The organism is Chryseosolibacter histidinae (assembly GCF_018598225.1).
Classification (GTDB): Bacteria; Bacteroidota; Bacteroidia; order Cytophagales; family Cyclobacteriaceae; genus Chryseosolibacter; species Chryseosolibacter histidini.
Genome location: NZ_JAHESF010000034.1, coordinates 1 through 25,725 on the forward strand (window position 1 = coordinate 1; position 25,725 = coordinate 25,725).

20 protein-coding genes are annotated in these 25,725 nt (G+C 50.9%); 8 read left to right on the forward strand and 12 right to left on the reverse strand.

Features of this window, described 5'->3' with window-relative positions; all coding sequences use genetic code 11:
- Positions 1 to 62: 62 nt before the first annotated feature.
- Genes KK083_RS24425 through KK083_RS24435 form a run of 3 tightly spaced genes read right to left on the reverse strand, consistent with a single transcriptional unit; the run spans position 63 to position 6,850 of the window.
- The gene (locus KK083_RS24425) at positions 63 to 1,292 is read right to left on the reverse strand and encodes a TolB-like translocation protein (protein ID WP_254168384.1); all 1,230 of its coding nucleotides are present in this window, start codon (positions 1,290 to 1,292) and stop codon (positions 63 to 65) included.
- Positions 1,286 to 2,281, reverse strand: a complete 996-nt coding sequence (locus KK083_RS24430; RefSeq protein WP_254168386.1) for a PorP/SprF family type IX secretion system membrane protein — start codon at positions 2,279 to 2,281, stop codon at positions 1,286 to 1,288. Before KK083_RS24430 ends, KK083_RS24425 begins: the two co-directional genes overlap by 7 nt.
- A 3-nt stretch (positions 2,282 to 2,284) precedes the next feature.
- Positions 2,285 to 6,850, reverse strand: a complete 4,566-nt coding sequence (locus KK083_RS24435; protein WP_254168388.1) for a tandem-95 repeat protein — start codon at positions 6,848 to 6,850, stop codon at positions 2,285 to 2,287.
- A gap of 190 nt (positions 6,851 to 7,040) precedes the next feature.
- On the opposite strand from KK083_RS24435, the gene KK083_RS24440 reads away from it, so the two are divergent.
- Both KK083_RS24440 and KK083_RS24445 read left to right on the forward strand, forming a co-directional pair.
- Positions 7,041 to 8,240 carry a glycosyltransferase family 2 protein gene (locus tag KK083_RS24440; RefSeq protein ID WP_254168390.1) on the forward strand — a complete coding sequence of 400 codons (1,200 nt, stop codon included), beginning with the start codon at positions 7,041 to 7,043 and terminating at the stop codon, positions 8,238 to 8,240.
- Between the two features lie 72 nt (positions 8,241 to 8,312).
- On the forward strand, positions 8,313 to 9,020 hold the full coding sequence (locus KK083_RS24445) for a YebC/PmpR family DNA-binding transcriptional regulator (RefSeq protein WP_254168392.1): 708 nt from the start codon (positions 8,313 to 8,315) through the stop codon (positions 9,018 to 9,020).
- A gap of 164 nt (positions 9,021 to 9,184) precedes the next feature.
- On the opposite strand, the gene KK083_RS24450 is transcribed toward KK083_RS24445, so the two are convergent.
- Together KK083_RS24450 and KK083_RS24455 are read right to left on the reverse strand one after the other, a co-directional pair.
- Positions 9,185 to 10,681, reverse strand: a complete 1,497-nt coding sequence (locus tag KK083_RS24450) for a sensor histidine kinase (RefSeq protein ID WP_254168393.1) — start codon at positions 10,679 to 10,681, stop codon at positions 9,185 to 9,187.
- Between the two features lie 470 nt (positions 10,682 to 11,151).
- Positions 11,152 to 11,817, reverse strand: a complete 666-nt coding sequence (locus KK083_RS24455; RefSeq protein ID WP_254168395.1) for a DUF4136 domain-containing protein — start codon at positions 11,815 to 11,817, stop codon at positions 11,152 to 11,154.
- Between the two features lie 268 nt (positions 11,818 to 12,085).
- Here KK083_RS24455 and KK083_RS24460 point away from each other — a divergent pair, with 268 nt between their 5' ends.
- Positions 12,086 to 12,769, forward strand: a complete 684-nt coding sequence (locus KK083_RS24460; RefSeq protein ID WP_254168397.1) for an MCP four helix bundle domain-containing protein — start codon at positions 12,086 to 12,088, stop codon at positions 12,767 to 12,769.
- A 147-nt stretch (positions 12,770 to 12,916) separates the two neighbouring features.
- Here KK083_RS24460 and KK083_RS24465 read toward each other — a convergent pair whose 3' ends face one another.
- On the reverse strand, positions 12,917 to 13,693 hold the full coding sequence (locus tag KK083_RS24465; protein ID WP_254168399.1) for a DUF72 domain-containing protein: 777 nt from the start codon (positions 13,691 to 13,693) through the stop codon (positions 12,917 to 12,919).
- 201 nt (positions 13,694 to 13,894) lie between these two features.
- Between KK083_RS24465 and KK083_RS24470 the strand changes: the two genes are divergently transcribed.
- Both KK083_RS24470 and KK083_RS24475 read left to right on the forward strand, forming a co-directional pair.
- Positions 13,895 to 14,524 (forward strand): rhomboid family intramembrane serine protease, encoded by a 630-nt coding sequence (locus KK083_RS24470; RefSeq protein WP_254168400.1) that lies wholly within the window; start codon positions 13,895 to 13,897, stop codon positions 14,522 to 14,524.
- A 352-nt stretch (positions 14,525 to 14,876) separates the two neighbouring features.
- Positions 14,877 to 15,221 carry a hypothetical protein gene (locus tag KK083_RS24475; protein ID WP_254168401.1) on the forward strand — a complete coding sequence of 115 codons (345 nt, stop codon included), beginning with the start codon at positions 14,877 to 14,879 and terminating at the stop codon, positions 15,219 to 15,221.
- A gap of 293 nt (positions 15,222 to 15,514) precedes the next feature.
- Here the strand turns inward: KK083_RS24475 and KK083_RS24480 are convergent, their stop codons facing one another.
- Entirely contained in the window at positions 15,515 to 17,806 is a 2,292-nt protein-coding gene (locus KK083_RS24480; RefSeq protein ID WP_254168402.1) for a transglycosylase domain-containing protein, read from the reverse strand.
- Between the two features lie 231 nt (positions 17,807 to 18,037).
- Here KK083_RS24480 and KK083_RS24485 point away from each other — a divergent pair, with 231 nt between their 5' ends.
- A complete protein-coding gene (locus KK083_RS24485) occupies positions 18,038 to 18,772 on the forward strand; it encodes an EcsC family protein (RefSeq protein ID WP_254168403.1) in 735 nt (244 codons plus the stop codon).
- Positions 18,773 to 18,782: 10 nt separating this feature from the next.
- On the opposite strand, the gene KK083_RS24490 is transcribed toward KK083_RS24485, so the two are convergent.
- Positions 18,783 to 19,202, reverse strand: a complete 420-nt coding sequence (locus KK083_RS24490; RefSeq protein ID WP_254168404.1) for a PRC-barrel domain-containing protein — start codon at positions 19,200 to 19,202, stop codon at positions 18,783 to 18,785.
- Positions 19,203 to 19,397: 195 nt separating this feature from the next.
- On the opposite strand from KK083_RS24490, the gene KK083_RS24495 reads away from it, so the two are divergent.
- Positions 19,398 to 21,134: an ABC transporter ATP-binding protein gene (locus KK083_RS24495; RefSeq protein WP_254168405.1), complete on the forward strand. Its 1,737-nt coding sequence runs from the start codon at positions 19,398 to 19,400 to the stop codon at positions 21,132 to 21,134.
- Between the two features lie 78 nt (positions 21,135 to 21,212).
- Here the strand turns inward: KK083_RS24495 and KK083_RS24500 are convergent, their stop codons facing one another.
- Positions 21,213 to 21,965: an SRPBCC family protein gene (locus tag KK083_RS24500; protein WP_254168407.1), complete on the reverse strand. Its 753-nt coding sequence runs from the start codon at positions 21,963 to 21,965 to the stop codon at positions 21,213 to 21,215.
- A 215-nt stretch (positions 21,966 to 22,180) separates the two neighbouring features.
- Positions 22,181 to 22,348 (reverse strand): hypothetical protein, encoded by a 168-nt coding sequence (locus KK083_RS24505; RefSeq protein WP_254168409.1) that lies wholly within the window; start codon positions 22,346 to 22,348, stop codon positions 22,181 to 22,183.
- A 175-nt stretch (positions 22,349 to 22,523) separates the two neighbouring features.
- On the opposite strand from KK083_RS24505, the gene KK083_RS24510 reads away from it, so the two are divergent.
- A complete protein-coding gene (locus tag KK083_RS24510) occupies positions 22,524 to 23,627 on the forward strand; it encodes an AI-2E family transporter (protein WP_254168411.1) in 1,104 nt (367 codons plus the stop codon).
- Between the two features lie 304 nt (positions 23,628 to 23,931).
- Here KK083_RS24510 and KK083_RS24515 read toward each other — a convergent pair whose 3' ends face one another.
- Positions 23,932 to 24,924, reverse strand: coding sequence for an MlaD family protein (locus KK083_RS24515; protein ID WP_254168412.1), 993 nt, complete (start codon positions 24,922 to 24,924; stop codon positions 23,932 to 23,934).
- A gap of 17 nt (positions 24,925 to 24,941) precedes the next feature.
- Entirely contained in the window at positions 24,942 to 25,724 is a 783-nt protein-coding gene (locus tag KK083_RS24520) for an ABC transporter ATP-binding protein (protein WP_254168486.1), read from the reverse strand.
- Position 25,725 lies beyond the last annotated feature (1 nt).

The following is a 25,725-nucleotide window of genomic DNA, read 5'->3' on the forward strand; positions in this document are numbered from 1 at the left end:
CCTTACTCCTTACTCCTTACTCCTTACTCCTTACTCCTTACTCCTTACTCCTTACTCCTTTTTCACTGATACAACCTCACCTCTATCACTCCCCGCTGTGTTTTTTCAATGTCGAACACCTGCTCCTCGTTCACCCGCGAAGGATCTATGCCCGACCGCCTCAGGTATTCATTGATGACCTTCAGGCGTTCCCTGCTCACCACGCTGTCTTCCTCCTCCTTTACCACAAGGTGGAATCTTAAATCCTTCTGCAGCATGAGCTTGTTCACGATGTAAAAGATCAGCTCCTTCTGGGCCGCGGTAAGCAGCGACGACTTGTGGGGGAATACGAAATCGGCATTGACATTTTTGCCAACGATGCTGTTCCACTCGTCTGCTGTGACGTAACGCTGCCCCTGTGCGAGAATGCTTTTACCCTGATGTACTTTGGCCTGATAGAGGTCTGCATACTGGCTCTCACGGTTGCTGGAAAAATAAGCGATGCTGTCGCCATAGATTGAGAAATAAGCGTCAAACTTTTTAGAATTCACGCTGCTTCCGAGGTTCACCGGCACCGACCAGGTTTCCCATGAGTCGTAGAGGCGTTCGCTGTAAAAAATATCCGCGTCGCCCATTCCCTTGTGACCGTTGCTGGCAAAGTATAAACGTTTTTTGTCTGCCGAAAGAAAGGGCGAGATCTCATAACCTGAGGTATTGACAGTAGCACCCAGGTTGCGCGGTTTACTCCATGCACCAGCAATATCTTTAACACTGAAATAGAGGTCTTCACTGCCCCGGCTGTCGGGTGCTTTCATGGAGAGAAAGATCACATCCAGGTCTGGTGAAACATAAAATCCTATAAAATCAAAATTATCGATGCCGGGAATGTAGATCAGCTGCGGACGGCTCCAGCTATTCCCCGTCCGTTTTGAGAAGTAGATACCGTTCATTTTGTGGAAGGGTGACGCATCCACAAAATACAGTGTGTTCCCATCCCTGCTCATGCCTATCGTCACATTGTTATTCCGGTTGTTGACAGACCCGAGGGCATTCGTCGCTTTTTTCCACGACCCGTTAACCCGCTCACTCACCCACACATCCTGCCCCGCGTATTCGCCACCTTCGTTGTTCTCGTACAACGCACGGCTGAAGTAAAGTTTTTTGCCATCGGGCGATAGCAGCGGCATGCCTTCTTCGGCCGAAGTGTTCACCGTGCCGGGCAGCCTGGTCACATCGTGGAACTCCAGGAGCTGAGCGAACACCAGTGACGAGCAGCAAAGCAAAAAACAACAGAGTACCGATGTCTTTACCATATATATTGCGTGAATTTTTTCAGGTTGTTCAGCCGCGCAGCCATCACTAGCTCGTGGCTTCCATCGTCGAACTTTCTGAAATCACCTACTGACATTTCAAAAGAATAGGTTGCCGTAAACGTATCGTTGATGTTGAAGCCCAGCATGACCACACCGCTCTTGATGTCGCGATACGTAAGGCCCAGGAGCACTTTGTTCTGGATGGATGCCTTTACACCATAGTCCACAACGAGGTCGTTGTTCATCTGCAGCAGCGCCAGGATGCTGGGTTTGAGCGTGATGTCTGCATTCACGGGAAACGCTATGCCTGCCTGCACCGACCCGCGGTAGAACGGATCTTCCATGGCCAGGTCGGAAGACTGAAGCGCGATGTTGACCAGTGGCAGATAGGAAACACCGATATAAAAATTCTCCAGGTACAACAATGCACCCGCGCGAATGTTGAGATCAGTTTGTGCGCTGGAGCTTCTCAGCAGGTAATTGTAATATTCATCCGGATCGCGTACATCCACGGAAGCAACATCCATCTTCCGGTTCTCCACCAGGGCCGAGAGTCCGAACGCAAGCCGCGACTTGCTGCTCAGCGGATAATTGAGCGAATAGCTCATGCCCGCCCCTATCGATTTCAGAATGCCCACTTTCGATTGGAACACATTCACACCGAGTCCCTGGATCATACGTTTCGACCGCGGGAGCTGCTCCGTACGCGTGGCTGCCAGACTGCTTAGGCGTTGTGAATTATACATAAGGTCCAGCGGATGTTTGATGCGTTTCTGGTACGAGAGGTTGATGAACTTGGGAGCGTATTTCCCAAAGCCCGACCATTGATGGCGGTAGCTCAGCTTCAGGTCGTCGTAGTTCTCCACGCCGGTAAAGGCAGGGTTGAACAATGACATGAACTGGAATGCCTGCGAGTTGTTGGGCACGTACTGCGCATAGAGCGTGGTGGACATGATGGCAAGCGCTATGCCTGATAAAAGTTTCTTCATAGTTCAGCGTAAAATCGTAACAATTCCTTTGTAGGTCTTTTTACTTCTCAGGTTCAGGTCAATGGAATAGAAATAAGTGTCAGCGGGCAACAGTTCTCCGTTGAGGGTGCCATCCCACGTACGGTTGAAACCCTCTGCGAAAAACACCTGTACCCCGCGCTTGTTGTACACTTTGATCACGGCTTTCGTCAGCTGTTCCAGGCCACCCGGGCGCGTGATCACCCAGGTATCGTTGGCATTGTCTCCGTTGGGTGTGAACCCTGAAGGGATCTCGAGCTCGATGAAAGTATACTGCATCCTGATGGTGCGTTCGCGGGTCTCGCCCCACACTTTTCCATCGTGCAGGGTGAAAAAGACCGTTTTCAATTCCAGCGTGGGGTCCAGTGTATTGAGGTGATTGTAACGGATGGAGCGTATAGCCTGCTCGTATTCCTCTATGGGTGCCAAACCGGTGAGCGAAAGTTTTCCGGCCTGGAAGTCATAAAAGCCTTTGATGTTCGGCGTATTTTCAAACAACAGCATATCGAGATCAGGGCGGTAGTTTTGCGTTCTGAAACCTATTTCGGCACGGGCAAGCGAATCGTCGTCCGGATCGTCGGCATCAAACAACGAGGTGATGAAGGCAGGCTCACCGTTCACTTCATATTGCAGGCTGTCGGTCTCCAGGGTGATGGACGGACCGTCATTTACCGGAAGCACATCGATGTTCACAGGCGCCGCGGCAGCGCTGAAGTGATAGGCATCGCCCGCCTTCCAATAAAACGCATCGAGGCCTGCGTAGTTAAGACCCGGCTCATAAACGAGCGAGCCCACCGATGCTGCCGCGATCGTGTCTCCCGCTTTCAATTCACGCCCTGCCAGGAGCAACCTGCCGAATCCGGGTTTCTGAGTCACCAGCATGGCTGAAAACGGATGATGGTCAATATCGGCGTAAAGGCTTGTGATCTGTTGCGACTGAAATGCATAGGCCTGATCTTCCTGAACGCTGACCGCCAGTGGTGCTGTCAGCGGCCTGTTATTCACGATCAATGAATATTGCTGTTCAACGGTAGCGCCTCCGTCTGTTACCACGATCTTCACGGGTGTTGTGCCCGCGGCGGAAGATGGTGGTATCCCGCTCAGCTTTGCCTTGCCGTTCCCTAAACCGGTGAGCGAGGCCCATGCCGGTTTTACGGGTGCGGAAAAAGGCAATGCATTACTTTCCACATCGCTGATCTCGGCAACGTATTCGTACAGTTCATTCACAGCGGCCACCGTCACTGGTGTTGAGGTGAATACAGGCGGATCGTTCACGGGTTGAATCGTGAAAGTGAACGTGCGCGATATCGTGTTAACGCTGGGCGCTACTGATGACCCGTTGTCAGTGACCTTTACGGTGATGCTGGCCGTGCCAAATGCATTGGGCTTTGATTTCACCTGCAATGTTCCGGTCCCACCCGGGCTTGTGTACAATACTTCGAGCACCTCGAACAGCTCGGGTTTATCCGTGAATACACCGATGGTGAGTGGCTGATTCTCGCCAGCCCCGGCCGTGATGCCGCGCAGGGAAATACTTTGCAGGGGAGCGTCTTCAGGAATGGTGTAGCTTGTGATGGCATCCAATGTGGGCGCGCTGTTGATCTCCACGATCTCTACCTGGAACGACGCTGAGTAGGAATTCTGGTTCGGGGCCACATTTGAGCCGTTGTCGATGGCAATGACTGTAATGGTCACCGTGCCCGAAGTGTTGGCCACAGGCTTGTACACCAGCGTGGCCGTGGTGGATCCGGGTGAATAGTTGATCACCGGATCGGGGATCACCGATGTGTTGCCTGACGTAGCGATGAACGTGAGCTGCTGATCATTTTCTCCCGGCCCTTTGGAAATTCCGGTGATCGCCACCGTGGCAGAAACGGTGTTCTCCGGAATGCGCTGGCCCGCGATGGCACTGAAACCCGGTGGGTCGTTGACCTGGTTCACCTGGATCTGCAGATTGAACGTAGGGCTGTTGTTGACTCCGTCATTCACCCTGACAGGCACCACGAGCTGCCCTGCAAAATTGAGCGCAGGTGTGATCGTTGTTCCAGATACAGTGAAGTTGGCACCGGAAGCTACCAGCAGCGTAAAACCCGAAGGGTAAGGGTTATCGGGGTCTGTAACAGTCAGGTGCTCCAGTCCCAGCGTGAATGCCTGCTCTTCATTGATGCTGAGCGCCGCCTGGCCTGTGATCACAGGAGGATCGTTCGTATCTCCTACCTGGATCTGAAAAACAAAAAGCGGGCTCGAGGTACTTCCATCGCTCACCGTTACACCTACGTTGAGGGTTCCGGTGTAATCCAGTGCGGGAGTCACCGTTGTGCCGGAAACTGTATAGTGGTCACCAGGCGAGACACTCAACGTAAAGCCTGAGGGATACGGGCTGTCATTATCCATCACAACGAGGTGGCTGAGCTGGATGGTGACCGGTACATCTTCCTGCGTGCTCAGGGGAAGCTGGCCCGTGATCACAGGGGTATCGTTCACCGGCGTGACGGCAATCTGCAGCTGGAAAACATTGCTGTTCAGGGCGCCATCGTTCACCTGAACGGGTACGGTTAATGTTCCTTGAAAATTCGGTAATGGTGTAATCGTCGTTCCCGACAAGGAGTAGTTAGCGCCGGGTGATACCAGCAACGTAAATCCGGCAGGCCACGCGTTGTCAGGATCGGTCACTACCAGGTGCTGAAGCTCGAGCAGCAGAGACTGATCTTCCATTGTGCTCAGTGGCTGCTGGCCAGTGATCTGCGGCGCATCGTTCACGGGCATCACCGATACCTGTACCGGAAAAGGTGCACTGTCACTCGCACCATCGTTCACCACCACACTGACGCTCAGTGTCCCGGTAAAGTTCTGAGCCGGTGTAATTGTGTTGCCCGAAACAGAATAACCGGTACCCGGCAAAACCGTGAGGCTAAATCCCGCGGGATAACTATTGTCTGTATCGGTTACAGTAAGGTTTGACAACAACATTGTAAACTGGTTATCTTCATTTACAGACAAAGCACTCTGCCCGGTGATCACGGGCGGATCATTCACGGGGCTCACCGTAACCTGTGCGTTAAAAACGGCGCTGCTGGCTGTGCCGTCGCTGACGGATACCCCTACCGATAGTGTTCCGCTGAATCCCGGAGCTGGCGTAATGGTAGTACCGGATACCGTGTAGCTCTGGCCCGGCAACACAGACAATGTGAAGCCCGCCGGGTAAGGGTTGTCAGCATCGGTTACTGTAAAATGAGACAGGTCGAGCTGAAGCGGCTGGTTCTCCGCTGTTGCCAGCTGCGCTTGTGCCGTGATCACCGGCACATCGTTGATAGCGTTGACAGAGACCTGAAGATTGAAGGGCGCACTGCTGCTGGTGCCATCGTTAACTGTGACCGGTACTGAAAGCGGACCGGAATAGTTGCCGGCAGGCGTGATCGTAGTGCCCGAAACCGTATAGTTCGGCCCGGCCCCCAGCGTAATGGTGAAACCGTCAGGATAAGTATTGTCGTTATCGGTAACCTGAAGGTTTGAAAATATAATGGTGAGACTGTTGTCTTCATCAACGCTCAACGGAGACTGGCCCGTGATCTGAGGTGGATCGTTTGTTCCTGACACGAGGATGCTGAGCGAAAAAGTATTGCTGGTTGCCTGTCCGTCGCTGACGGTCACTGGCACGGTAAGCGTACCGGTGAAATCAGCCGCGGGGGTTACGGTAGTTCCGGATACGGTATAACCTGACCCTGCAGTAAGTGTAAGTGAAAATCCGTTGGGGTATGTGTTGTCAGGGTCAGTCACCAGGAGGTGATTCGTCTGGATGGTGATGGGCTGATCCTCTCCTGTGGTGAGCGGGTTGGGTTGCTGACCGGTGATGACAGGTGCATCGTTAGATGGCGTCACGGCAATTTGTACGTTGAAGATGTTGCTGTTGTTCTCTCCGTCACTGACCGTCACTGGAACAGACAGCGTGCCTGAAAAATTGGCGCCCGGCGTCACCGTTGTGCCTGACACGGTATAATTGGAGCCTGCCTGCACCTGAAGTGTAAATCCATTGGGGTAATTACTATCGGAGTCAGTGACCACCAGGTTATTCAACGACAGGGTAATGGGCTGATCTTCATCGGTTGTCAGCGGATTGGGATTCTGCCCTGTGATCACAGGCGGGTCACTGGCAGCATCGGTGACCGTAATGGAGAGTGTGGCAGGTTTGGATGTTTCTCCTTTTTTATTGTTGACGGTATACTCGATCGATGAGACACCTGTAAAGTCCGGAGCAGGAACATAGGTTACATCGCCTGAATCGTTCACGGTGTAATCTCCTTTGGGCGTGTTGCGCGTTTTGTCTATCTCATGCGTTGGCGGATCCAGATCCACCGTGCTGGCGTCGATCTCGTCGTCATTTTTATTTTCTTCTTCATCGTTATCGTCATCATCACCTTCTCCTTTGCCATCGTTCGCAAGAACGTTGATGGTCACGGGCGTTCCCTTCATGGTGGTGGCGTGATCGTCGTGTGTGGAAGGTTTTTTAGCCCCGTCATCGCCCGTTCCCGGAACAGGTTGTTCATCGCTCATCGCTCCGCTGATGCGGGCGTGCGTAGCATAAATTCCCGCGTGGCATAAAATTGTTACTATACCTGATACAAGGCAAAAAAACACAAATCGCTTCAACTGCATATTATCGACCCAAGACAGATAAAAATCACTCACACAATAACCCTGATAGTCTGATGTTACATTTTTTCCACAGTTCAATTTCAATCTCATGACCTCACCCGCACTTTATCTTTTCTGGACCGGTTTAGCCACTATTGTTTACACTTACATTGGATATGGATTGGTGATCTTTATCCTGTCAAAACTGAAGGGCCGTCAGAAAGCGCCTGCTGCTCAGCACGAAAGTCAGTTGCCTGAAGTCACTATTCTGATTGCTGCTTATAATGAAGAACAATTTATCGAGGACAAGATCCGGAACACTTTAGCCTTACACTATCCAAAGGATAAGTTATCGGTGTTCATCGTTACAGATGGGTCTACCGATAGCTCCCCGGAGATCGTAAAAAAATTTCATGCCGTAAAGCTGTTTCACGAACCCCAACGCCGGGGAAAGATCCATGCTGTAAACAGGGTGATGAAAGCAGTGAAAACACCCTTTGTCATCTTCTGTGATGCCAACACACAGCTGAACAGTGACGCGGTGATGAACATTATGAGGCATTACCAGGACAGCACCGTGGGAGGTGTGGCTGGCGAAAAACGGATCTTTAAAAAGGATGAAGACAATGCCTCGGGCGCAGGCGAAGGCCTGTATTGGAAATACGAGTCGTTCCTGAAGAAAAAAGATTCCGAAGTGTATTCTGTTGTAGGTGCCGCGGGCGAATTGTTCTCCGTGCGCACCGCCTTGTACGAGGAGCCTGACGAAACCATGATCATCGAAGACTTTTACCTGTCGCTCAGCATTGCCGCGCGGGGATACCGTTTTGTCTATGAACCGGAAGCTTACGCCATTGAAACGGCTTCGGCTTCGGTAAAGGAAGAGTGGAAGCGTAAAGTGAGGATCTGCGCGGGAGGTTTTCAGGCCATGGGCAGGCTGAAGACCTTGCTGAACCCTTTCCGGCATGGGATGCTGAGCTTTCAGTACATTTCACACCGTGTGCTGCGCTGGACGCTGGCCCCGCTGTTTCTTCCCCTTGTTTTTCTGAGCAGTTTCTGGCTTGCGCTGGAGGGTTCCTGGTTCTATATGGCTGCATTGGCCGCCCAGCTGGGATTTTACGGGCTCGCCGCGCTGGGATATGCGTTCAGAGATAAGGATGTGTCCATCAAGGGATTTTTTGTGCCCTACTATTTTATGGTGATGAACCTTTCGGTGTATGCAGGCTTTGTTCGGTACCTGAAAGGGCAGCAAACCGTTGTCTGGGAGAAGGCCCAACGCGCCTCCATGAGCCCGCAATCGGTCAAATCCTGAAAAATCTTTCTTCCGGCCAGTTTTTGAGGTTTGGGGTAACTCATTTATTTTGCGGCCCTTAACCATCAGCCCATGGGACGCATATTTGAAAAACGGAAACACAAGATGTTCGCACGCTTTGACCGCATGGCCAAGGCATTTACCCGCATTGGCAAGGACATCGCCATCGCAGTAAAGCAGGGAGGCCCCCTTCCCGAGAACAATCCCAAGTTGCGGATGGCCATCCAGAACGCCAAAGGCGCCAACATGCCCAAAGACCGGGTAGAGGCTGCCATCAAGCGGGCATCATCCAAGGAAGAGAAAGATTTTCAGGAAGTTACATACGAGGGTTACGCCTCCCACGGCGTGCCCATTATTGTAGAGTGTGCCACCGATAACCCAACCCGCACGGTTGCCAATATCCGTCTCCATTTCTCCAAGAACGGTGGCAGCATGGGCAACTCAGGCTCCGTAGCCTTTATGTTTGAGCGCCGCGGTGTTTTCAAATTCGATCCCGCCAAGCTGAACCTCGACGAGTTCGAGCTGGACCTTATCGATGCTGGTGCCGAAGACATTGAAAAGAGCGATGAAGAGATCGTGGTGTATACCAAGTTCACCGAATTTGGCCACATGCAGAAATTCCTGGAATCGAAGAACCTGGAAGCCAAGAGCTCCGAGCTTCAGTACATTCCCACCACCACCAAAGAGCTCAGTGAAGCCGAACAGGATGAAGTGCTAAAGCTCGTGGAAGTGCTGGAAGGCGATGATGACGTGCAGAACGTTTATCATAACCTTGCTTAAATAGAAGGTATTAGGCAAAGGACCGTAGGCAATGGTCCATAGTCGATAGTCCATGGTCCGTAGACACGTCGTGTAAACTTGATAGCGTAGGCTCCGACCGTGAATGTTCAGTCGTACCTGCCATGGACCATCGACCATGGACCATCGACCATGGACTATGGACCTTACGGTCTCAAATTCGGTACCTCGATCGTAAACGAAGTCCCCTCTCCCAGCTTCGAGCTTACCCTGATCGTGCCCTTCAATTTCTCAACGGCGCTTTTTACAATGTAGAGTCCGAGTCCTGATCCTTTGCTGTCGGCGTTGGCGCGGAAGAACATCTTGAACACCTTGTCCACATATTCGTCGGCAATACCTACACCGTTGTCACTGAAAGAGATCACTACCCTTTCGGCATCTCCCGTGATATCAACTTTCAGGTATGAATCCTCTTTCCAGTGATCGCGGTAGCGCACCGCATTGGAGATGATGTTGTTAAAAATGATCAGCAGCCTGCTGTAGTCGGAATAGAATGGCACGTCTACGTTGATGCACCGGATGCTTCTCACGTCCGCGGCCCCTTCCATGTATTTCAGCGAGTCGATGGATTCCTGCAGCAACAAATTGAAGTCGATCTCCTTCGGCATCACATCCATGCGTGAGTTGCGGGAGTAGTTGATGATATCGGAGATGAAGTGATCGAGCTTCTCCACGCTGGTGTTGATCAGCTTCAGGTAATGCTCCACGTTCTTCTGGTCCGGATCGAGCCTGATCATGTTGAGCAAACCTTTCACCGACATCAGTGGCGCGCGCAGGTCGTGCGAGGCACTGTACACAAAACGATCGAGCTCCGCGTTGATCTTGATCAGCTCCTCGTTTTGCCTTTTCAGGAGGTCTTCGGCCCGGGTCTGGTTGGTGATGTCACGCGAGTACACCGTAAGTCCCGATACTTTTCCGTTTTCCACGATGGGATAAGTTTTGATTTCAAATGTTCTCCAGTCCTTATCGACAAGATAGGTGTCAAAGTACTTTCCGGTTCTTCCTTTCAATGCGCTCTCGTACCGTGCCCGCCACATCTCACGCAGCTCGGGCATGTGCTCCGGCAACAGCTCCAGGATGTTCTTTCCTTTCGAAAGTTTTACACCGTAAGCGAGCTTGTATTTTTTAAAGAAGTCCTTGTTAAAATCAATGAGCTCGTAGTTGGTGTTCACCAGCCAGAGACTGTCTTCGATGGTGTTGAGGATGGAGCGCAGGTTGGCTTCGTTCTCCAGGAGCTTGCGCTGGTAAGCCTTGCGCACCGTGATGTCTCTGCTGAACACGGAAATGATCTGCGTGCCATCGGGACGTGTTGCAGATTTGAAGTGGATCTCCCAGTAGTATTTTCTGCCGTCGAGCTCAAAAACGTCTTCCACTTTGATCGGTGTACCGCTGAACGCCGTCATGCAGCGCTCTTTCCATTCGTGGGTGAGGTTAGCGTTCACTGCCTCCATCGATTCGAGGATCGAGGAACCCCGTTTCAGCTCGATGCCATAGGTTTCCAGAAAGATCCAGTAAAAACCCGGGTTGAGTGTGATCACCCTGAACTCATCATCGAGTAAAAGAACATTCGAATCTGCGTCCTCAATAATGGAGGTAAACAGGTCTTGCCACACACCTGCGTCCGCCTTTTCCAGCATCGTCATAAAGCCAACTTACTATATTAGATTATCAACTAAGATCGCTCTCTTGAATTCATGGGATCGCTAAACGAACCCAGGCAATCTCAGTGTCTCCTGGACTCACAAGCCTAACAGCAGCATTTAACAAATGTAGCTTCTGCCCTTGTACGTAAACAGCCGGCTAAAAGATCGGCTTTGTTGTAACTTTTTTTGTACTGTCTATTCAGTTCACGGTTTTCAGGGATGCCAATACGGGAATTCCCGTAGAAGCAGGCTCGGGCATTATTGCAAAACGCGAAGACCGCAAAGGATACGCAGAGAACGCTGAGGATACGGTAAAATCTCTGCGGCCCTCCGCGTTTCTCAGCGGTCTCTGCGTTTAAAAAATTCTTCGCGCGCTTTGCGTCTTCTTCGTGGTCTTTGCGTGAACCTGTATTAAACAGAAAAAGCCTGTCACCAGGCTCTTTCCGTAAACTAACTAACTCACTACTTTACTAACCAATTACTTTTTCATCCGGTATGATCTTAAGCGGTTCGTCTGTTGGCACCGGATATTTCTTCATGATAGCCTTTACACCTTTTGCGATCTGCTTCTGCAGGGCACCAACATTGTCTACGTTTCCTTTTACAGTGCCACGCCACACCAGCTCGTTCGTTTGCTTATCAGTGATGTCGATGATCAATGTACCTTCGGTGTACATGCGCTCACGCGGAGGAGTTCCCCATCCCCCGTAAGGGAAGCCCCAGCCGAAAGCATAGTAAGGATAAAACCGCATCGGGTAGAAAGGATATCCGTATCCATAATATCCACCACCCGTCCTCTCCTGTTTCTGTTCAGTGTACGTGTGGTAGCTTACCAGGAAGTCCGGATCCTTTTTATCCATTATGATACCGCGTTTCGAAAACTCTTTCTCAACAGTAGCCTTGATGTTTTTGGTGATCAGTCCACTGTTATAAACCGGGTTCGTCACCTCCACCTCAGATTTACCCCAGGCAAAGGTGCGATAGCGATTAAAATCGGCGGTGCGATCCATATCTGTAACCGCGCAGCTGCCCGCTATCATCAGCAGCAATGCCGCCATCATATATAATTTAAGTTTTTTCATGGCTTTTAAATTGTTCACATCGATATAACGCTGTGGCTGTTGGCCTTTGTTCATGGTGAGAAAAAAATTTTTACAGAACTGAGAATGAAAATCAATTACCATTACCGGCCAGCACGGAACTTTCGGTGCATGAAAACTGTTCACAAAGTTATTCCCCCAACCTTTTCTTCCCCCGAGGTCCTAATTCCAGTCGATTGCACAACCCTTCAAGGGTTTTACCGATAGCATGCTCATTTTAATAAAAGTTACCCCGTGAAAAGTCCTTGAAGGGGTTTATGGCCCCATCGGCTTTAAAACGTATATTGTCATAAACTCCACTACTATGAAATGGACGTTCATTATCCGCGAAAAACTGAAGGTGGCCTTTTTACTGGCCGGCATCATGCTGCTGATAGGCCTCACCAACGTAATGGAAAGAAGGAATATGAAAAACCTCGATCAGTCATTCTCTTCCATCTATTATGACAGACTCATTCCCGCTACCGATATCTTTTATCTCACCAGCAACCTGTACAAAAGAAGGATGCTCATGGAGCACTTCCTCTTCACAGGACAAGCCGCCTCAGTAGGCGATCTCAGGAAGAACCTGGGCAGCCACAGCGACTCGATCATGCACCTGATCGCCAAATTCGAGAAGACCTTGCTCATCAAGGAAGAGTCTGTATACCTGGCCGAGTTCAAACGAAGGGTACAACATTATAACAACGTGGAAAGCCGTATCCTCCGTGAATGGACCCAACAATCACCGCAGCATGCGCAGGAACTTTATGAACGCGAAGGCAGAAATGATCTGCTCAGCACCATCCACTACCTTGAAGAGCTCACACGCATCCAGTCATCCGTAGGCCTTGACCTCATCCAAAACTCAAAAGGTATTGCCTCCAGCAGCGATATGCTCATGACCCTGCAGATCACGGTAGCGCTTGTTATCGGCCTGCTCATTCACGCGCTTGTTGCGGCCTCTAGAATTACCAGGCAGAATAATGAGAATTTCAATTTGAATTGAGAGAAAAAGGAGCAAGGAGTAAGTAGCAAGGAGTAAGGAGGGCTACGAAAGAACGACCCGGTAAAATTTACCTGCCCCCCTCGCATCGGGGTGGTAGAAGTGGTCAATGGTCAATAACACAGCCTTCGAACAGCGACTCCTTACTCCTTAATTCTTACTCCTTACTCCTTCTTTCAACCTTACTCCTTTCGCAAGTCGCTGCAGCGACTTCGCATTCCTCACCGCAGCTACTTCGATATCGTTGTTAAAGTAGCAGTAGACATCAGTCACATTCCTGAAACGTTTAAGCTCGTCTGCAGTCTGTTGAAGCTGCCGGTTGCTGTAGGATGACAGGTAAAGTTGCGGCACACCATGAAAACGGTAATATACTGCTGAAGCTGTTTTGATGACCGGGTCCGGCAGGTCGGGATAGCTGATACCACAAAACGTGATGTTGTGCGCTTTCAGGGTCTTGTAGACATCGTCGCGCCACCAGCTGGGATGCCGGAACTCGAGCACATTGGTGTAGGCGGTGTCCAGTGTTTCCAGTATGCGGGAGAGGTTCTCTTCACTGTACTCGATGCGCGGGTGGAGCTGAAACAGGATGCTGCCCAGCTTCTCCTCCAGGCCGTTGCTGACGGTGTTATAAAAATCGCGGGTTTCGCGTGTTGCGTTGTTGAACTTCTTATAATGGGTAATGAGCCTGGGCGCTTTCACGGTGAACCTGAAGTCGCCGGGACTTCTTTTGAACCACCCCTGCAGGTCTGTCAGCTTGGGAAAACGGTAAAAAGTAACGTTCAGCTCTACCGTATTAAAATACTGGCAATAGTACTCAAACCAGTTTCGCTGCGGCAGCTTCTCAGGGTAAAAAGCGCCCCGCCAACCCTTGTAGTAAAACCCCGAACAGCCGATCCACCATTTCTTCATCGGTGTCTCTCCGAGCATAATTATGCCAAGGACTAGAAGCCAGGAGCCAGGAGTCAGAAGCCAGAAGGCCTCCGATCCGGGATGGGGACTGTGATTAAGGGATGCCTGGCACCTGTTTGAGATGGATTCGATAGCTTCGAAGCACGTCATTATAACCTAACACCCGCCGCTCCTGGCTCCTGACTTCTGACTTCTTTTTTCACTATCTTTCCAACTCATATGATCACCTACATCCTCATCGGCATTACCGTTGCTGTTAGCTTTCTGGCCTGGGAAAAGAAAATCCTGTTCTCGAAATTCATGATGAATCCTTACCGCATTCACCGGAACCATGAATATTACCGGTTTATCACGTCAGGGTTCATTCACAAGGATCATATGCACCTGTTGTTTAACATGTTCTCGTTTTACTTTTTTGGCCTGGCAGTGGAACGTGTTTTCGGGTATGTTTTTGGCGATGCCGGGGCGATCTATTACATCGTTTTGTACCTGCTCGCCATCGTCATCTCCGACCTTCCCTCCTACCAGAAGTTTAAGAACTATGCGGGATACAATTCACTGGGCGCCTCGGGTGGCGTTTCGGCGGTGATCTTTGCTTTTATCATTTTTCAACCGCTTGCGCCCATCTGCCTTTTCGCGGCATTGTGCCTGCCCGGATTTATCATGGGAACACTTTACGTTGTCTTCTCCTATTACCAGGGCAGGAAATCAAACGATAACATCAATCACGATGCACACCTCTACGGTGCTTTGTTCGGGTTGGTGTTCTGCATGGTGCTGTATCCGGCATCGATCTCCGAGTTTTTCGCCCAGATCAGGCAGTGGGATTTTCTTGAAAAATTTTTCTAGTTTTTTTTCAAACAGATTTCGCTTAAGGAAAGCCTTCTTTTCAGAAGATTAAAGTTGAAAGGTGTTGCTTTGCCGAAAATAATTCGGACATGAATCGTTTGCAACGCTTTTTGCTTCCAATTCGGGTAGGTCCTGTGATTGGTTCGTACCACTTATCTTTGTACAAAAAACGAAACTTCCGCACAACCGTTTCGTTGTACATACGGTAGTGAAGCACTTTTTAAACTGATCATCGCAGCTTCCCCGGGTTTCACCGGTTCTTGACAAGCAGAATAGTATTTGGCGATGCACCTGAAATACAGAATAACAAGCTTCACACCACGATTTTGAACTAATAGCATTTGAAAATAAGATGGGTTGGGTAACAATTTATATCACAGGAAAGACGGATTTCCGGGAGGATGTCGGCAAGCGGTTGGAGGATTCCGACCTGAAGCTGATGCCCGGATACAATGGAGGTTCTGGCGATCAGGAGCTCTTCAGCGATCTCTACTGGGTTGACGAAAAAGTGAAACTGCGCGAGCTGAAAGAAGCGATCGGCAGTAAGCTGATCTGGAAACACCGGTTGCAGTTCTATCCTTCGCTGGAAGCTTTCATCGAATCACAGAACGCCAAAAAGAACTCTACAGAGTTTACAAAAGAAGAAAGAGCACTGCTCGAAGAAATAGTGGCCTCGGCATACCGGGCAGCCTCGTAAGATTTGGTTTTGAGATGTTTGTTGGAAGAGTCTCTGGTAACGCGGGGACTCTTTTTTTATTTGATAAGCTAGTAGCATTCCCCTGAGAACTAACGGGAACACTACTAGCCATGGAGCACATCCGCCTCAAACAGACGAGCTTAATTTTTTGTTAGTCCACAGTCGACAGACCACAGTTCACGGTAGAGTCTCCCAAGTTTCCCCTTTACACCCCGATTATAGGATCTGTTTCAGGGTTATGACTCAGAAACAACACTACCTGCCGTGGACCGTAGACTGTGGCCGTGGACTCTTCATCCCCTCTTAAACTTTGTAACCTTCACACTCTTCTTTTTGTTCTTCCGGAAGATCCTTTCAAAAAAGTTTTTATTCGATTTTGAAGGCTTGCAATCCATCCTGTCAAGCAGCTGTGACGACAGGGGTGCAAACCTCGCCTGCATCACGGGACTCAGGGTTTTGTCCTGGTTGGCGCGTTGCAAAAGACCCGCCACAATGGGCAGCGCCGTTGCAGCCCCCTGCCCCAGCGTTGTGCTCCTGAAATGCAGGCGCGGATCGTCTGCCCCCACCCAGGTGCCAATGACAAGCCTCGGCATCACGGCCATAAACCATCCATCCACGTTCGATTGCGTTGTACCGGTCTTGCCAGCCACATCGTTGGTGATGCCATATTTATTACGCAACGCAGCGCCTGTTCCCTCAGACACCACACTCTGAAGCATGTGAAGCATCATCTGTGTGGTTTCCCTGGAAAGTACCCGGGAGCCTTTTCTTCTTTCTGTTGCGGATTCCAGCACGTTGCCCTGCTGATCGGTGATCGTCTCCAGATAATATGGTTCAAGGTACACCCCCTGGTTCGCCAGCACACTGTAGGCGGTCACCATTTCCATCACCGAGATAGAAGGTGTTCCCAGGGCCAGCGACGGTACGGCCGGTAGATTACTTTTGATGCCCATGTTCCTGATCATGGTGATGGCGTTATCGATGCCCGTCTTCTCGAGGATCTTCACAGAGACCGTATTCACCGATCCTGACAATCCTCCTTCCATGGAGTATTTGCGTTCATAGGTCTCCTCTTCGGTGTTCTCGGGAGTCCAGCCCTCCATGTTGGTATAGGAAGTTTTTCTGGCCGAGATGTAGTCGCACGGGGACACACCACGTTCCAGCGCTGCCGCGTAAAGCAGTGGTTTCAGCGTGGAGCCTACCTGCCGCTTCGTGGTTTCACGCACATGGTCATACTGAAAAAAACGGTGATCGATGCCACCCACCCATACTTTTACGCTGCCGTGCTGCGGGTCCATGGCCATCACGCCGGCCTGCAGAAACTGGATGTAGTGTTTCAGCGAGTCGTATACGCTCATCTTTACCTCCCGGTCGCCCTTCCAGGTGAAAACCTTTGTCTTCACCGGCGCCTTCAGCCTGGCCATGATCTCTTTTTCTGTCAGCCCTTCCTTTTTCAACGTCTGGTATTGTGGCAACAGGCGGAGCTTATCACGGGCGATGGTTGCAAGCCTCGACGTGTTGAGTTGCTTCTCGAACCGTTCCTGGAGGGTCTTCATCTGCGCTTTCATCGCTTCTTCCGCATAACGCTGTAACCTCGAATCAATGGTGGTGTAGATCTTGAGCCCGTCAGTATACAGGTTATAGGGACTGCCATCCGGTTTCCTGTGTTCCTTACACCATTCCAGCAGCTCGCGCTGGATGTAGGCGCGGAAATAAGGCGCCAGTCCGGCGTTGTGTGTGGTGGCGTTGTAGTGAAGAGCCAGCGGTTTTGCCTGGTATGTTTTGCTTTCCCACGGTTTGATATAACCGTACTTTTCCATCTGGGCGATCACAACATTCCTTCGCTGCAGGGAGCGCTCGGGAAATAACCTCGGGTTATACGAGTGTGTCGCTTTCAACATACCTACGAGCACGGCAGACTGATCAACAGTAAGCTCTTTCACGGCAGTGGAAAAAAATCGGTCGGCTGCAGTTTTGATCCCGTAGGTATTGTCAGCAAAAGGAATGGTGTTGAGATAAAGCAGTATGATCTCGTCTTTTGAATACACCTTTTCCAGCCTGCGGGCGATGATGAACTCCCGGATCTTGTTCACTGGCATCGAAAGCGCGCCATGCGATTTACGGGGAAACAGGTTTTTAGCGAGCTGCTGCGTGAGGGTGCTGCCCCCACCCGAGCCTTCATCCTGCAGCAGGATAGTCTTGATCAATACACGAAAAAGACTTTTCAGGTCTACACCATTGTGCTCATAAAATCTGGAATCTTCTGTTGCGATGAGTGCTTGTTTCAAATTATTAGGAAGCTCCGGAAGTGTGACCGGAGACCGCTCCTGAAGATAATAGCGTCCAAGCAGCACACTGTCGGCGCTGTAAACTTCACTGGCCAGCGGGTGTTGAATATTATCGAGATCTTCTTTATCGGGAATGGCTCCAAATGCGCCTGCCCACACCAGCAGCACAAGCAACAGTACCACGCCGGCAACTCCTGCAACAAGCAGGAGGATGAGCTTGAAGATCCTGCGGAAAATACCTGGACGGTGACCCAACGCGCGCAACCTGTTCAACAAAGACCGTAAAAGATCAGGCATATTTTTCTTTAATATCTGCAATAACGTAAAATGCTGTTCCTCGATATAGGCTTCCGGATAAAACGGCGAAATGTTCGAAGAAAGTCCATAGTCCAGGGTCGATGGTCCACAGCCGCGCAGTGCTGATCTGTCACGTTACGAAGCACTGCCAGACCTTCGCCAATCTGCCATGGACTATGGACTATGACCTATCGACTGCATTTATTAAATTCAAATTAGACCTGGCAACGGATGACTGCATACGAAGTAATGGCCCAGCATGAACTCCATCAATGGAAACTGCGCATGCAGCGGAAGGCTTCTTTTACGGGACAGCTTGCTAAAAAGTTGCAGGTGAGAATCAACCGCGTCATCCCTGAAAAGGTCCATATCGCCATCACTACCGCCATCAAACACATGATTCGTGCGGTATGCTTTGGCGCAGAATACACTACACCGTGGCCCATGGGAAGCGGATCTCTTGAAGCCCGCGAAACACGGATCCGTGAACGGATCAAATTCTACAGGAACACGGCTGCGGCAGAAGGTGCCCTCACTGGGGCCGGAGGAATTCTGCTGGGGCTTGCCGATTTTCCCTTGTGGCTCACGTTGAAAATGAAGATGCTTTTTGAGATCGCCGCATTGTACGGATACGACGTGACCCGGTACAAAGAAAGGATCTTTCTGCTCCACATCTTTGAGCTCACGTTCTCGAGCCAGGTTCATCGCAATAAAGTTTATGCTATCATCGAGGATTGGCAAACGTACGAGCGGCAGCTTCCGGAAGATATCAACGAATTCGACTGGCGAAGCTTTCAGCAGGAGTACCGCGACTACATAGACATTGCCAAACTTCTTCAGCTCGTTCCGGGTATCGGCGCGGCGGTGGGTGCCATCGTCAACCACCGCCTCACCGAAAAGCTTGGCAACACCGCCATGAATGCTTACCGCCTGCGGGGGGAAAGTGTCCTACGCCTTAAGGTGTAGGACACCTGAGCTACGGCATAGTTGAATAACCCCAATACGAATCTACATCGCCATAATAAGTATGGTCATTCGTATCGGGCCAGTGATTCTTATCGAACCCCGGAGACATGCGCAAGTAATCCTTATCACGATTGAGGATAAATACATGACGTCCAGGCGAAACCCTCAGTTCCTCGAAGGGGATCGCGAACAGCTTTCCGCCTATCCCGAGAAACGATCCGAACTCCAGCACGGCATATTCAACCCGTCCTGTATGGATGTTGATCATCAGGTTATCAATTGAACCGAGATCGTCGCCCTGCGCATTCTCAACCTTATCTCCGATAATGGAGGTAGCGGTCAATCGCTCCAACGGCCGGTTTGCATCGGGACCTTCCTGGTTGGTTCCGGTACGGTTATCGGTCTCATAACTTTTTTCGAACGTTCTCATAACTCCTCCTGATTTTAAGGTTAAACTCAAACAACATCTTCCGAAAAAAACAGCGCCACGTTTCATCACTGTCGGCTATTTTTAACAACGGCCGGTTCAGAAGTGAAAACTTTTCTACAGATTTACAATAAACCGGCGGGCAGCGCGTCCCATCACTGATGACGGCTCCCATTTCCACCTTCTGATGATCATAACATGAAAAAGTCACGCGTAACCATAGGCCACGTTTTCAGAACCATTGTTTGGCCCAGGCGAAATATTGTTTTTATAGGACTCATCCTGATCGTTATCAGCAGGCTTGCAGGTCTCGTGTTGCCCGGCGCCACCAAGTACCTGATGGACGACGTGATCGCAAAAGGTGATCTCAGGATGCTGAAGCTTTTGTTAATTGCTGTTATCGGATCTATTATCGTTCAGGCAGTTACGTCATTTCTATTAACCAAGATCTTAAGTGTCGAAGCGCAGCATCTTATCTCCGTGCTCCGCGCCCAGGTTCAGAAACAGCTTCTGCGACTTCCCATCCGTTTCTTCGATAACACCAAGTCGGGTGCGCTCGTGTCGCGGGTGATGACCGATGTTGAAGGGGTGCGGAACCTGGTAGGCACAGGCCTCGTGCAGCTTGTGGGTGGTTTGCTGAGCGCGGTGATCTGCCTGGTGCTGCTGATCCGCATCAGTCCGATGATGACCCTGTACGTGCTGGTGCCCGTGCTGATCTTCGGGCTCATTTCGCTAAAAGCATTTTCGTATATCCGCCCCATCTTCCGCGAACGTGGCAAGATCAATGCAGAGGTGACCGGAAGGCTTACCGAAACGCTCAACGGCATCCGTGTGATCAAAGGTTTCAACGCCGAGGCGCAGGAGATCAAAACCTTCGAACGTGGCGTGGAGAAACTGTTCCTGAACGTTAAAAAGAGTCTCACCTCCACAAGCCTGGTGACCAGCTCGGCCACATTACTGCTCGGCCTGGCCAGTACGGGCATCATGGGCATTGGCAGCTACATGATCATTGAAGGCGACCTCACTTTCGGCGACTTCCTCTCTTTTACCTTGTACCTCGGCTTTATGATCGCCCCTATCGTGCAGATGAGCAACATCGGAAGCCAGCTCACGGAAGCTTTCGCAGGACTTGATCGCACGGAAGAGATCATGAACATGGCGCCGGAAGATGACGGCATCCAGCGCACCATCGCTATCGGTAAGATCCGTGGCGACATCTCTTTCAACCGTGTATCTTTTGCTTACGAAGAAGGGAAGAACGTGCTGAACGACATCAGCTTCCATGCGCCGGCCGGAACTGTTACTGCGCTTGTCGGCACGTCGGGCTCCGGCAAAACAACCATCGCCGGACTCGCCGCCTCTTTCCTGAATCCGAACCTGGGAACCATTACCGTTGACGGCACCGACCTCTCACAGGTGAAGCTTGAGAGTTATCGAAGCCAGCTCGGGGGTGTGCTGCAGGATGATTTCCTGTTTGAAGGCACCATCCGGGAGAACATCCTGTTTCCGCGGCCCGATGCTTCAGAAGAACGATTGCTTGCTGCTGTGCGCGCCGCCCACGTAAATGAGTTCACCGATCGTTTCGAGCTGGGGCTGGATACCGTGATCGGTGAACGGGGCGTAAAACTTTCCGGAGGTCAGCGCCAACGGGTAGCGATCGCCAGGGCTATACTGGCTGATCCGCGGGTGCTCATCCTCGACGAAGCTACTTCCAACCTCGATACCGAAAGCGAATCATTCATCCAGGAAAGTCTCAAACGACTCATGGAAGGGCGAACCACATTTGTGATCGCGCACCGTCTCAGCACCATCCGTCAGGCCGACCAGATCCTCGTGATAGAACAAGGAAAGATCGCCGAATCAGGCAAACACGATGAGCTGATCAATAAGAAAGGAAGATATTTTGAGTTGTATACTTACCAGGCAAGGATTTAAATCAGTTGACAGTTGACAACAAAACAGTTGACAAAAGGGCGAGTATTGTCAATTGCCTCTTGTCAACTGTCAATTTTTTCAAACGGCCTGTGGCGTTCTGCTCTCCCTCACCGCGGCAGCTTCTCCTGTTTCAAGCAATTGTTTAAAGCTGCGGATGTCATCGCGCATCATTCTTTCAATGGCAGGGTTGAACAATTTTCCAGCCATGCTTCCGAGGTCGCCGGCTGGCAAACGATAGGAGATGCAAACCGCGAGCTCGGTTCCTTTCCCGGCCACGTCCCTGAATCTTACTTCGCCTGCGTTGTCAACGGTAGAGCCCGGTAGCGAGGTCCACGAGATCAGCTCACCGCTGATGTCGCTGGTGATCTCTGCCTGCCACGAAACTTTTGCTCCAACACCGGGGACCTTGGCAGTCCAGGTGGAGCGTTTGTCGTCAAGCTCTTCCACTTTTTCAAGGTGCTGCATGAACTTCGGAAGGTTCTCCAGTTTGCGCCAGAAGGCATAAACATCTGACCGCGGCTTGTTGATGGTGAAGGTGGTTCTGATCTCCATGGCAGGAGACTGCCTCTGTACATCCGCTGTGTTGCGGCCGATCATGTTGCTTAAATAACAATATCCGGAAATACCCCTGACCATCAGGTATCCTCCACTCAATAACATGCCGATGCCTGTGGCGCTGTTCAAATTACGCAGGCCCCAAACGGCCAGGGCCGCTCCGCCAAATGCGGAAACAATACGCTCTGAAGTTCCGATATTGATCGTACTGGATCCGGTAGCCGGTGGCAATGCGCTTACTGCTGCATCATCCATGGGTGTGTTTTCTGTTTCCATATTTTAACGGTTTGATTGTTTGCTTACCCGAGGGGTTCATAACAATAACGTTCCTGATGCTGCCGGCTGTCTACGGATATTCTGTACGGAGTGGATGACTTATGGTATAAGGTAATTTTTCCGGTTGACGAAATTCATCTCTGTGTGTATTCTCTTTCCCCGCCATCTGAATATGGGTAGCTTCGTACCCAGCAACGAACTGCTGCTTCAGCCGGTCATTTACGGTTGCTGAGCTTCACAACCAACACGATGATAATGATCACCACCGCCACGGTGACAAATATGCCAGTATAAATACCCGCGCTGAAAATATCGCCGATCGCTTCACAACTTGTGAGCACAACCATCATCACGAACAAAACCGGTAGCCTGTAATATTTCATAAAATCTTTGTCTTTAACCTATGCTGCTCTACTCCTTGATTTTCTCAAATAACACCGTACCATGTCTCGTTGACCTCCCCTTCCCCTCCTGACTCCTTACTCCTGGCTTCTGGCTCCTTTTCAGTCTCCGGCATAGCATTTTAGCCGCAGTATCGAGCGGCTGCTTCTTAAATACATGAATATCAACGGCGAATCACCGGCATACTTGCGCATCAGTCTGAACCTGATCACCATCACTTTGCTTGCAACAGCGCTTTACCTTGGAAAGAGCATCCTGATCCCGCTCTTTTTTTCCATGCTGTTAGCCATCCTCCTCCATCCTGTTGTGAGTTTCCTGGTCCGCAGGAGGTTAGACCGCGTTGCCTCCATCCTCATCAGCATTATCCTTGCCTTGTGCGTGATCGGCGTGGTAGTGTATTTTCTTTCCAGCCAGGTAAGTCACTTCCTCGATGACATACCTACGCTGAAAGACAGGTTGAAAGACCTGGCCACCACTGTGAAGCACTGGGTCTATGACACCTTCAACATCGCCATTCGCGATCAGAACCAATACATCGATAAAACCGCCGAGCAGATGTCTGACGACACACCGACCCTCGTACAACGTACTGTGCTTACGCTGACGGAGATGGTCTCTTATGTGATCTTCCTTCCCGTCTATACATTCCTGATCCTCTATCATAAAGACATGTTCAAACGTTTCCTGATCGAAGTATTCCAGCGAAACGAAAAAGCCAGGGTGACGGAGATCCTGGACGAGTCACAATATATCTGCCAGCAGTATGTTACCGGTATGCTGATCGAGCTTGTGATCGTGTTCGCCCTGAACTCAGCGGGGTTCCTGATCCTCGGCATCAAGTACCCGATCTTCCTTGCCCTCATTTCCGCGCTGCTCAACATCGTTCCATACATCGGCATGCTCATCGCCAACCTCTTCTGTGTGCTGGTCACGCTGGTGTCTTCCGATCCGGGCTTCAACGTGCTCTGGGTGGTTGGGATCCTCAGTGCTGTACAGGTATTGGATAACAACATTCTGCTGCCTTACATTGTTGGAAGCAAGGTGAGGATCAACGCGCTGGCCATCATCCTTGGGGTGGTGGTTGGAGGCGCGCTCTGCGGAATACCCGGCATGTTCCTGTGCATCCCCGGCCTTGCCATCATGAAAGTTATTTTTGAAAGGATCGATTCCCTGAAGCCCTGGGCCGTGCTGCTGGGTGACGAGACCACCGCTGCACTGGAGCATAAGAATCCGATTAAAAGGATGCTGAGGAAGAAGTAGTCCATGGTCCACGGTCGACAGTCCACAGTCCACGGCAGTGTTCCATCTACGCGCGAAACCAGCCCCCTTATTCCGTCATGCTGAGCAAGGAATGTGGGGAGCATGCGGGGAGCGAAGCATCCCCTTCAAGCGAAGTGCGCAAGTTTAGACAGATGCAAGAACTAATTACGCAGTTAACATCACGGGTCCTTCTCTCGCACTTCCGATAGCCATCGGGACCACCCTCATCCATCGCTCAGAATACGGTTTCACCCAATACCGGTTTCAGCGCGGTACTGCTGTGGACCGTGGACCGTGGACTGAACTAGTATTGCTTCGAGGAAGCCGCCTCCTTCTTCGCGCGTTTTTCTTCTTTCTTGAAATATCCGCGGAATAAGAAGTTGTGCTGCATGGCCTTCATGTTCTCATCGAGCTTCTGGGAAGCTTGCTCCGTGTTCGAGATGGTGTTCTTCAGCTTGTTCGCCAGGGCTTCGTCTGTCAGGAGCGCGCCAATGGCGTTGTCGTTATCGTTCAGCTTGGTTGACAGGCGCTGCAGGTTACCGGAGACGGTGGCGGCGCTGGCGCTCATCTGTTCGACATTATTGATGGCATTCTTAAAAGTTTGCGAATACGCCGTGTCAGAGATCAGCACCGGCAGCAGGCCGTCACCGTGCCGGAGGTCATAAAAAAGTTTGTGAAGCTCTGCTGACGCGAGGGCCGTGTTGTTGCTGGTGGTGGTGAGGTATTTCACTGCCTGGCGAAGCTCCTGGGCCAGCGCACCGTCGTTGAGCAGCTCCCCTGCCACACCCTGTCCTTCATTGATGCGTTTGGCGATCATGCTGAGGTCTGCCGTGAGCGAACGGGTATTTTCTCCCACGTCTTTGGCGATGTTGATGAGCTCCTGCGTATCGGCGGGAGAAGATGTGCTGATAGTGTCATCCGGGTCGACCGGGCGTGACGACATGCCAGGACGCAGCACAACGATCTTATTGCCCACAAGGCCATCGGACCCGATAGACGCCGCGGCATCTTTGCGGATGAACTCGCTCTGTCTATCTTTCAGCGTCATCTTCACGATCACCCTGCCCTGCGAGGCGATGCGCACATCAGACACCGTTCCTACCTTTACGCCGGAGAGCCATACATTGTCACCTTCCTTCAGGCCTTCCACGTTCTTGAACTCAGCAAAGATGGTGAAGGTTCTGCTGAAAACATTGTTCTCGCTGCCGATCAGGAACACAGCTGCCAGAAATAGACCAAGTCCCACCAGCACAAAGGCCCCAAGCTTGATCTGTTGCGCTACTTCTTTTGTTTCCACGGTTATATAATTTTTATTCAATACTTAAAAAATGGTTCCAGGTCAGGATCAGTGGTCTCCGACAACGCTTCAAAAGTTCCTTCCATTTTGTTTTGTCCGTCAATCAGGGCGATGATCCGATCCGAAGTGTGTTTGGCACTGCTGATGTCGTGGGTGATAATGATAGACGATGTTTTGTATTTCTCCCGCACGGAAAGGATCAGGTCGTTGATCTCCATGGAAGTAATGGGATCGAGGCCAGATGTGGGCTCATCGTAGAGCATGATCTTCGGTTTCAGGATCAGGGTCCTGGCAATGCCTACCCTTTTCTTCATGCCACCAGACAATTCTGCCGGCATCTGGTTGATGGTGTGCGCGAGGCCAACATCCTCAAGCGCCGTGGTGACCAGTTCCTCCAGCTTGTGTTTGTCGAAGATCTTGAGGTTTCGCTTCAGCGGAAATTCCAGGTTCTCACGCACCGTCATCGAATCATACAGCGCGCTGCCCTGGAAAGAAAATCCAACCTGCAGGCGCAGCGCATTGAGCTCATCAGGGTTGAGTGAGAACACATTTTGGCCCAATACCTCTATGGTGCCGCTGTCGGGCCTGATCAAACCCACCATACACTTGATGAGCACAGACTTGCCCGTGCCTGATCTTCCCAGGATGACGAGGTTCTCACTTTCATACAGGTCAAGGTTCATACCTTTTAGCACTTCCCGGTCGCCAAAGGATTTTTTCAGGTTGCGCACAGTAGCTACCACATTCCGTTCTCCTTCGGCGTGATGGCTGGTGCTTGTATAAGTTTCAGGATAATGCATG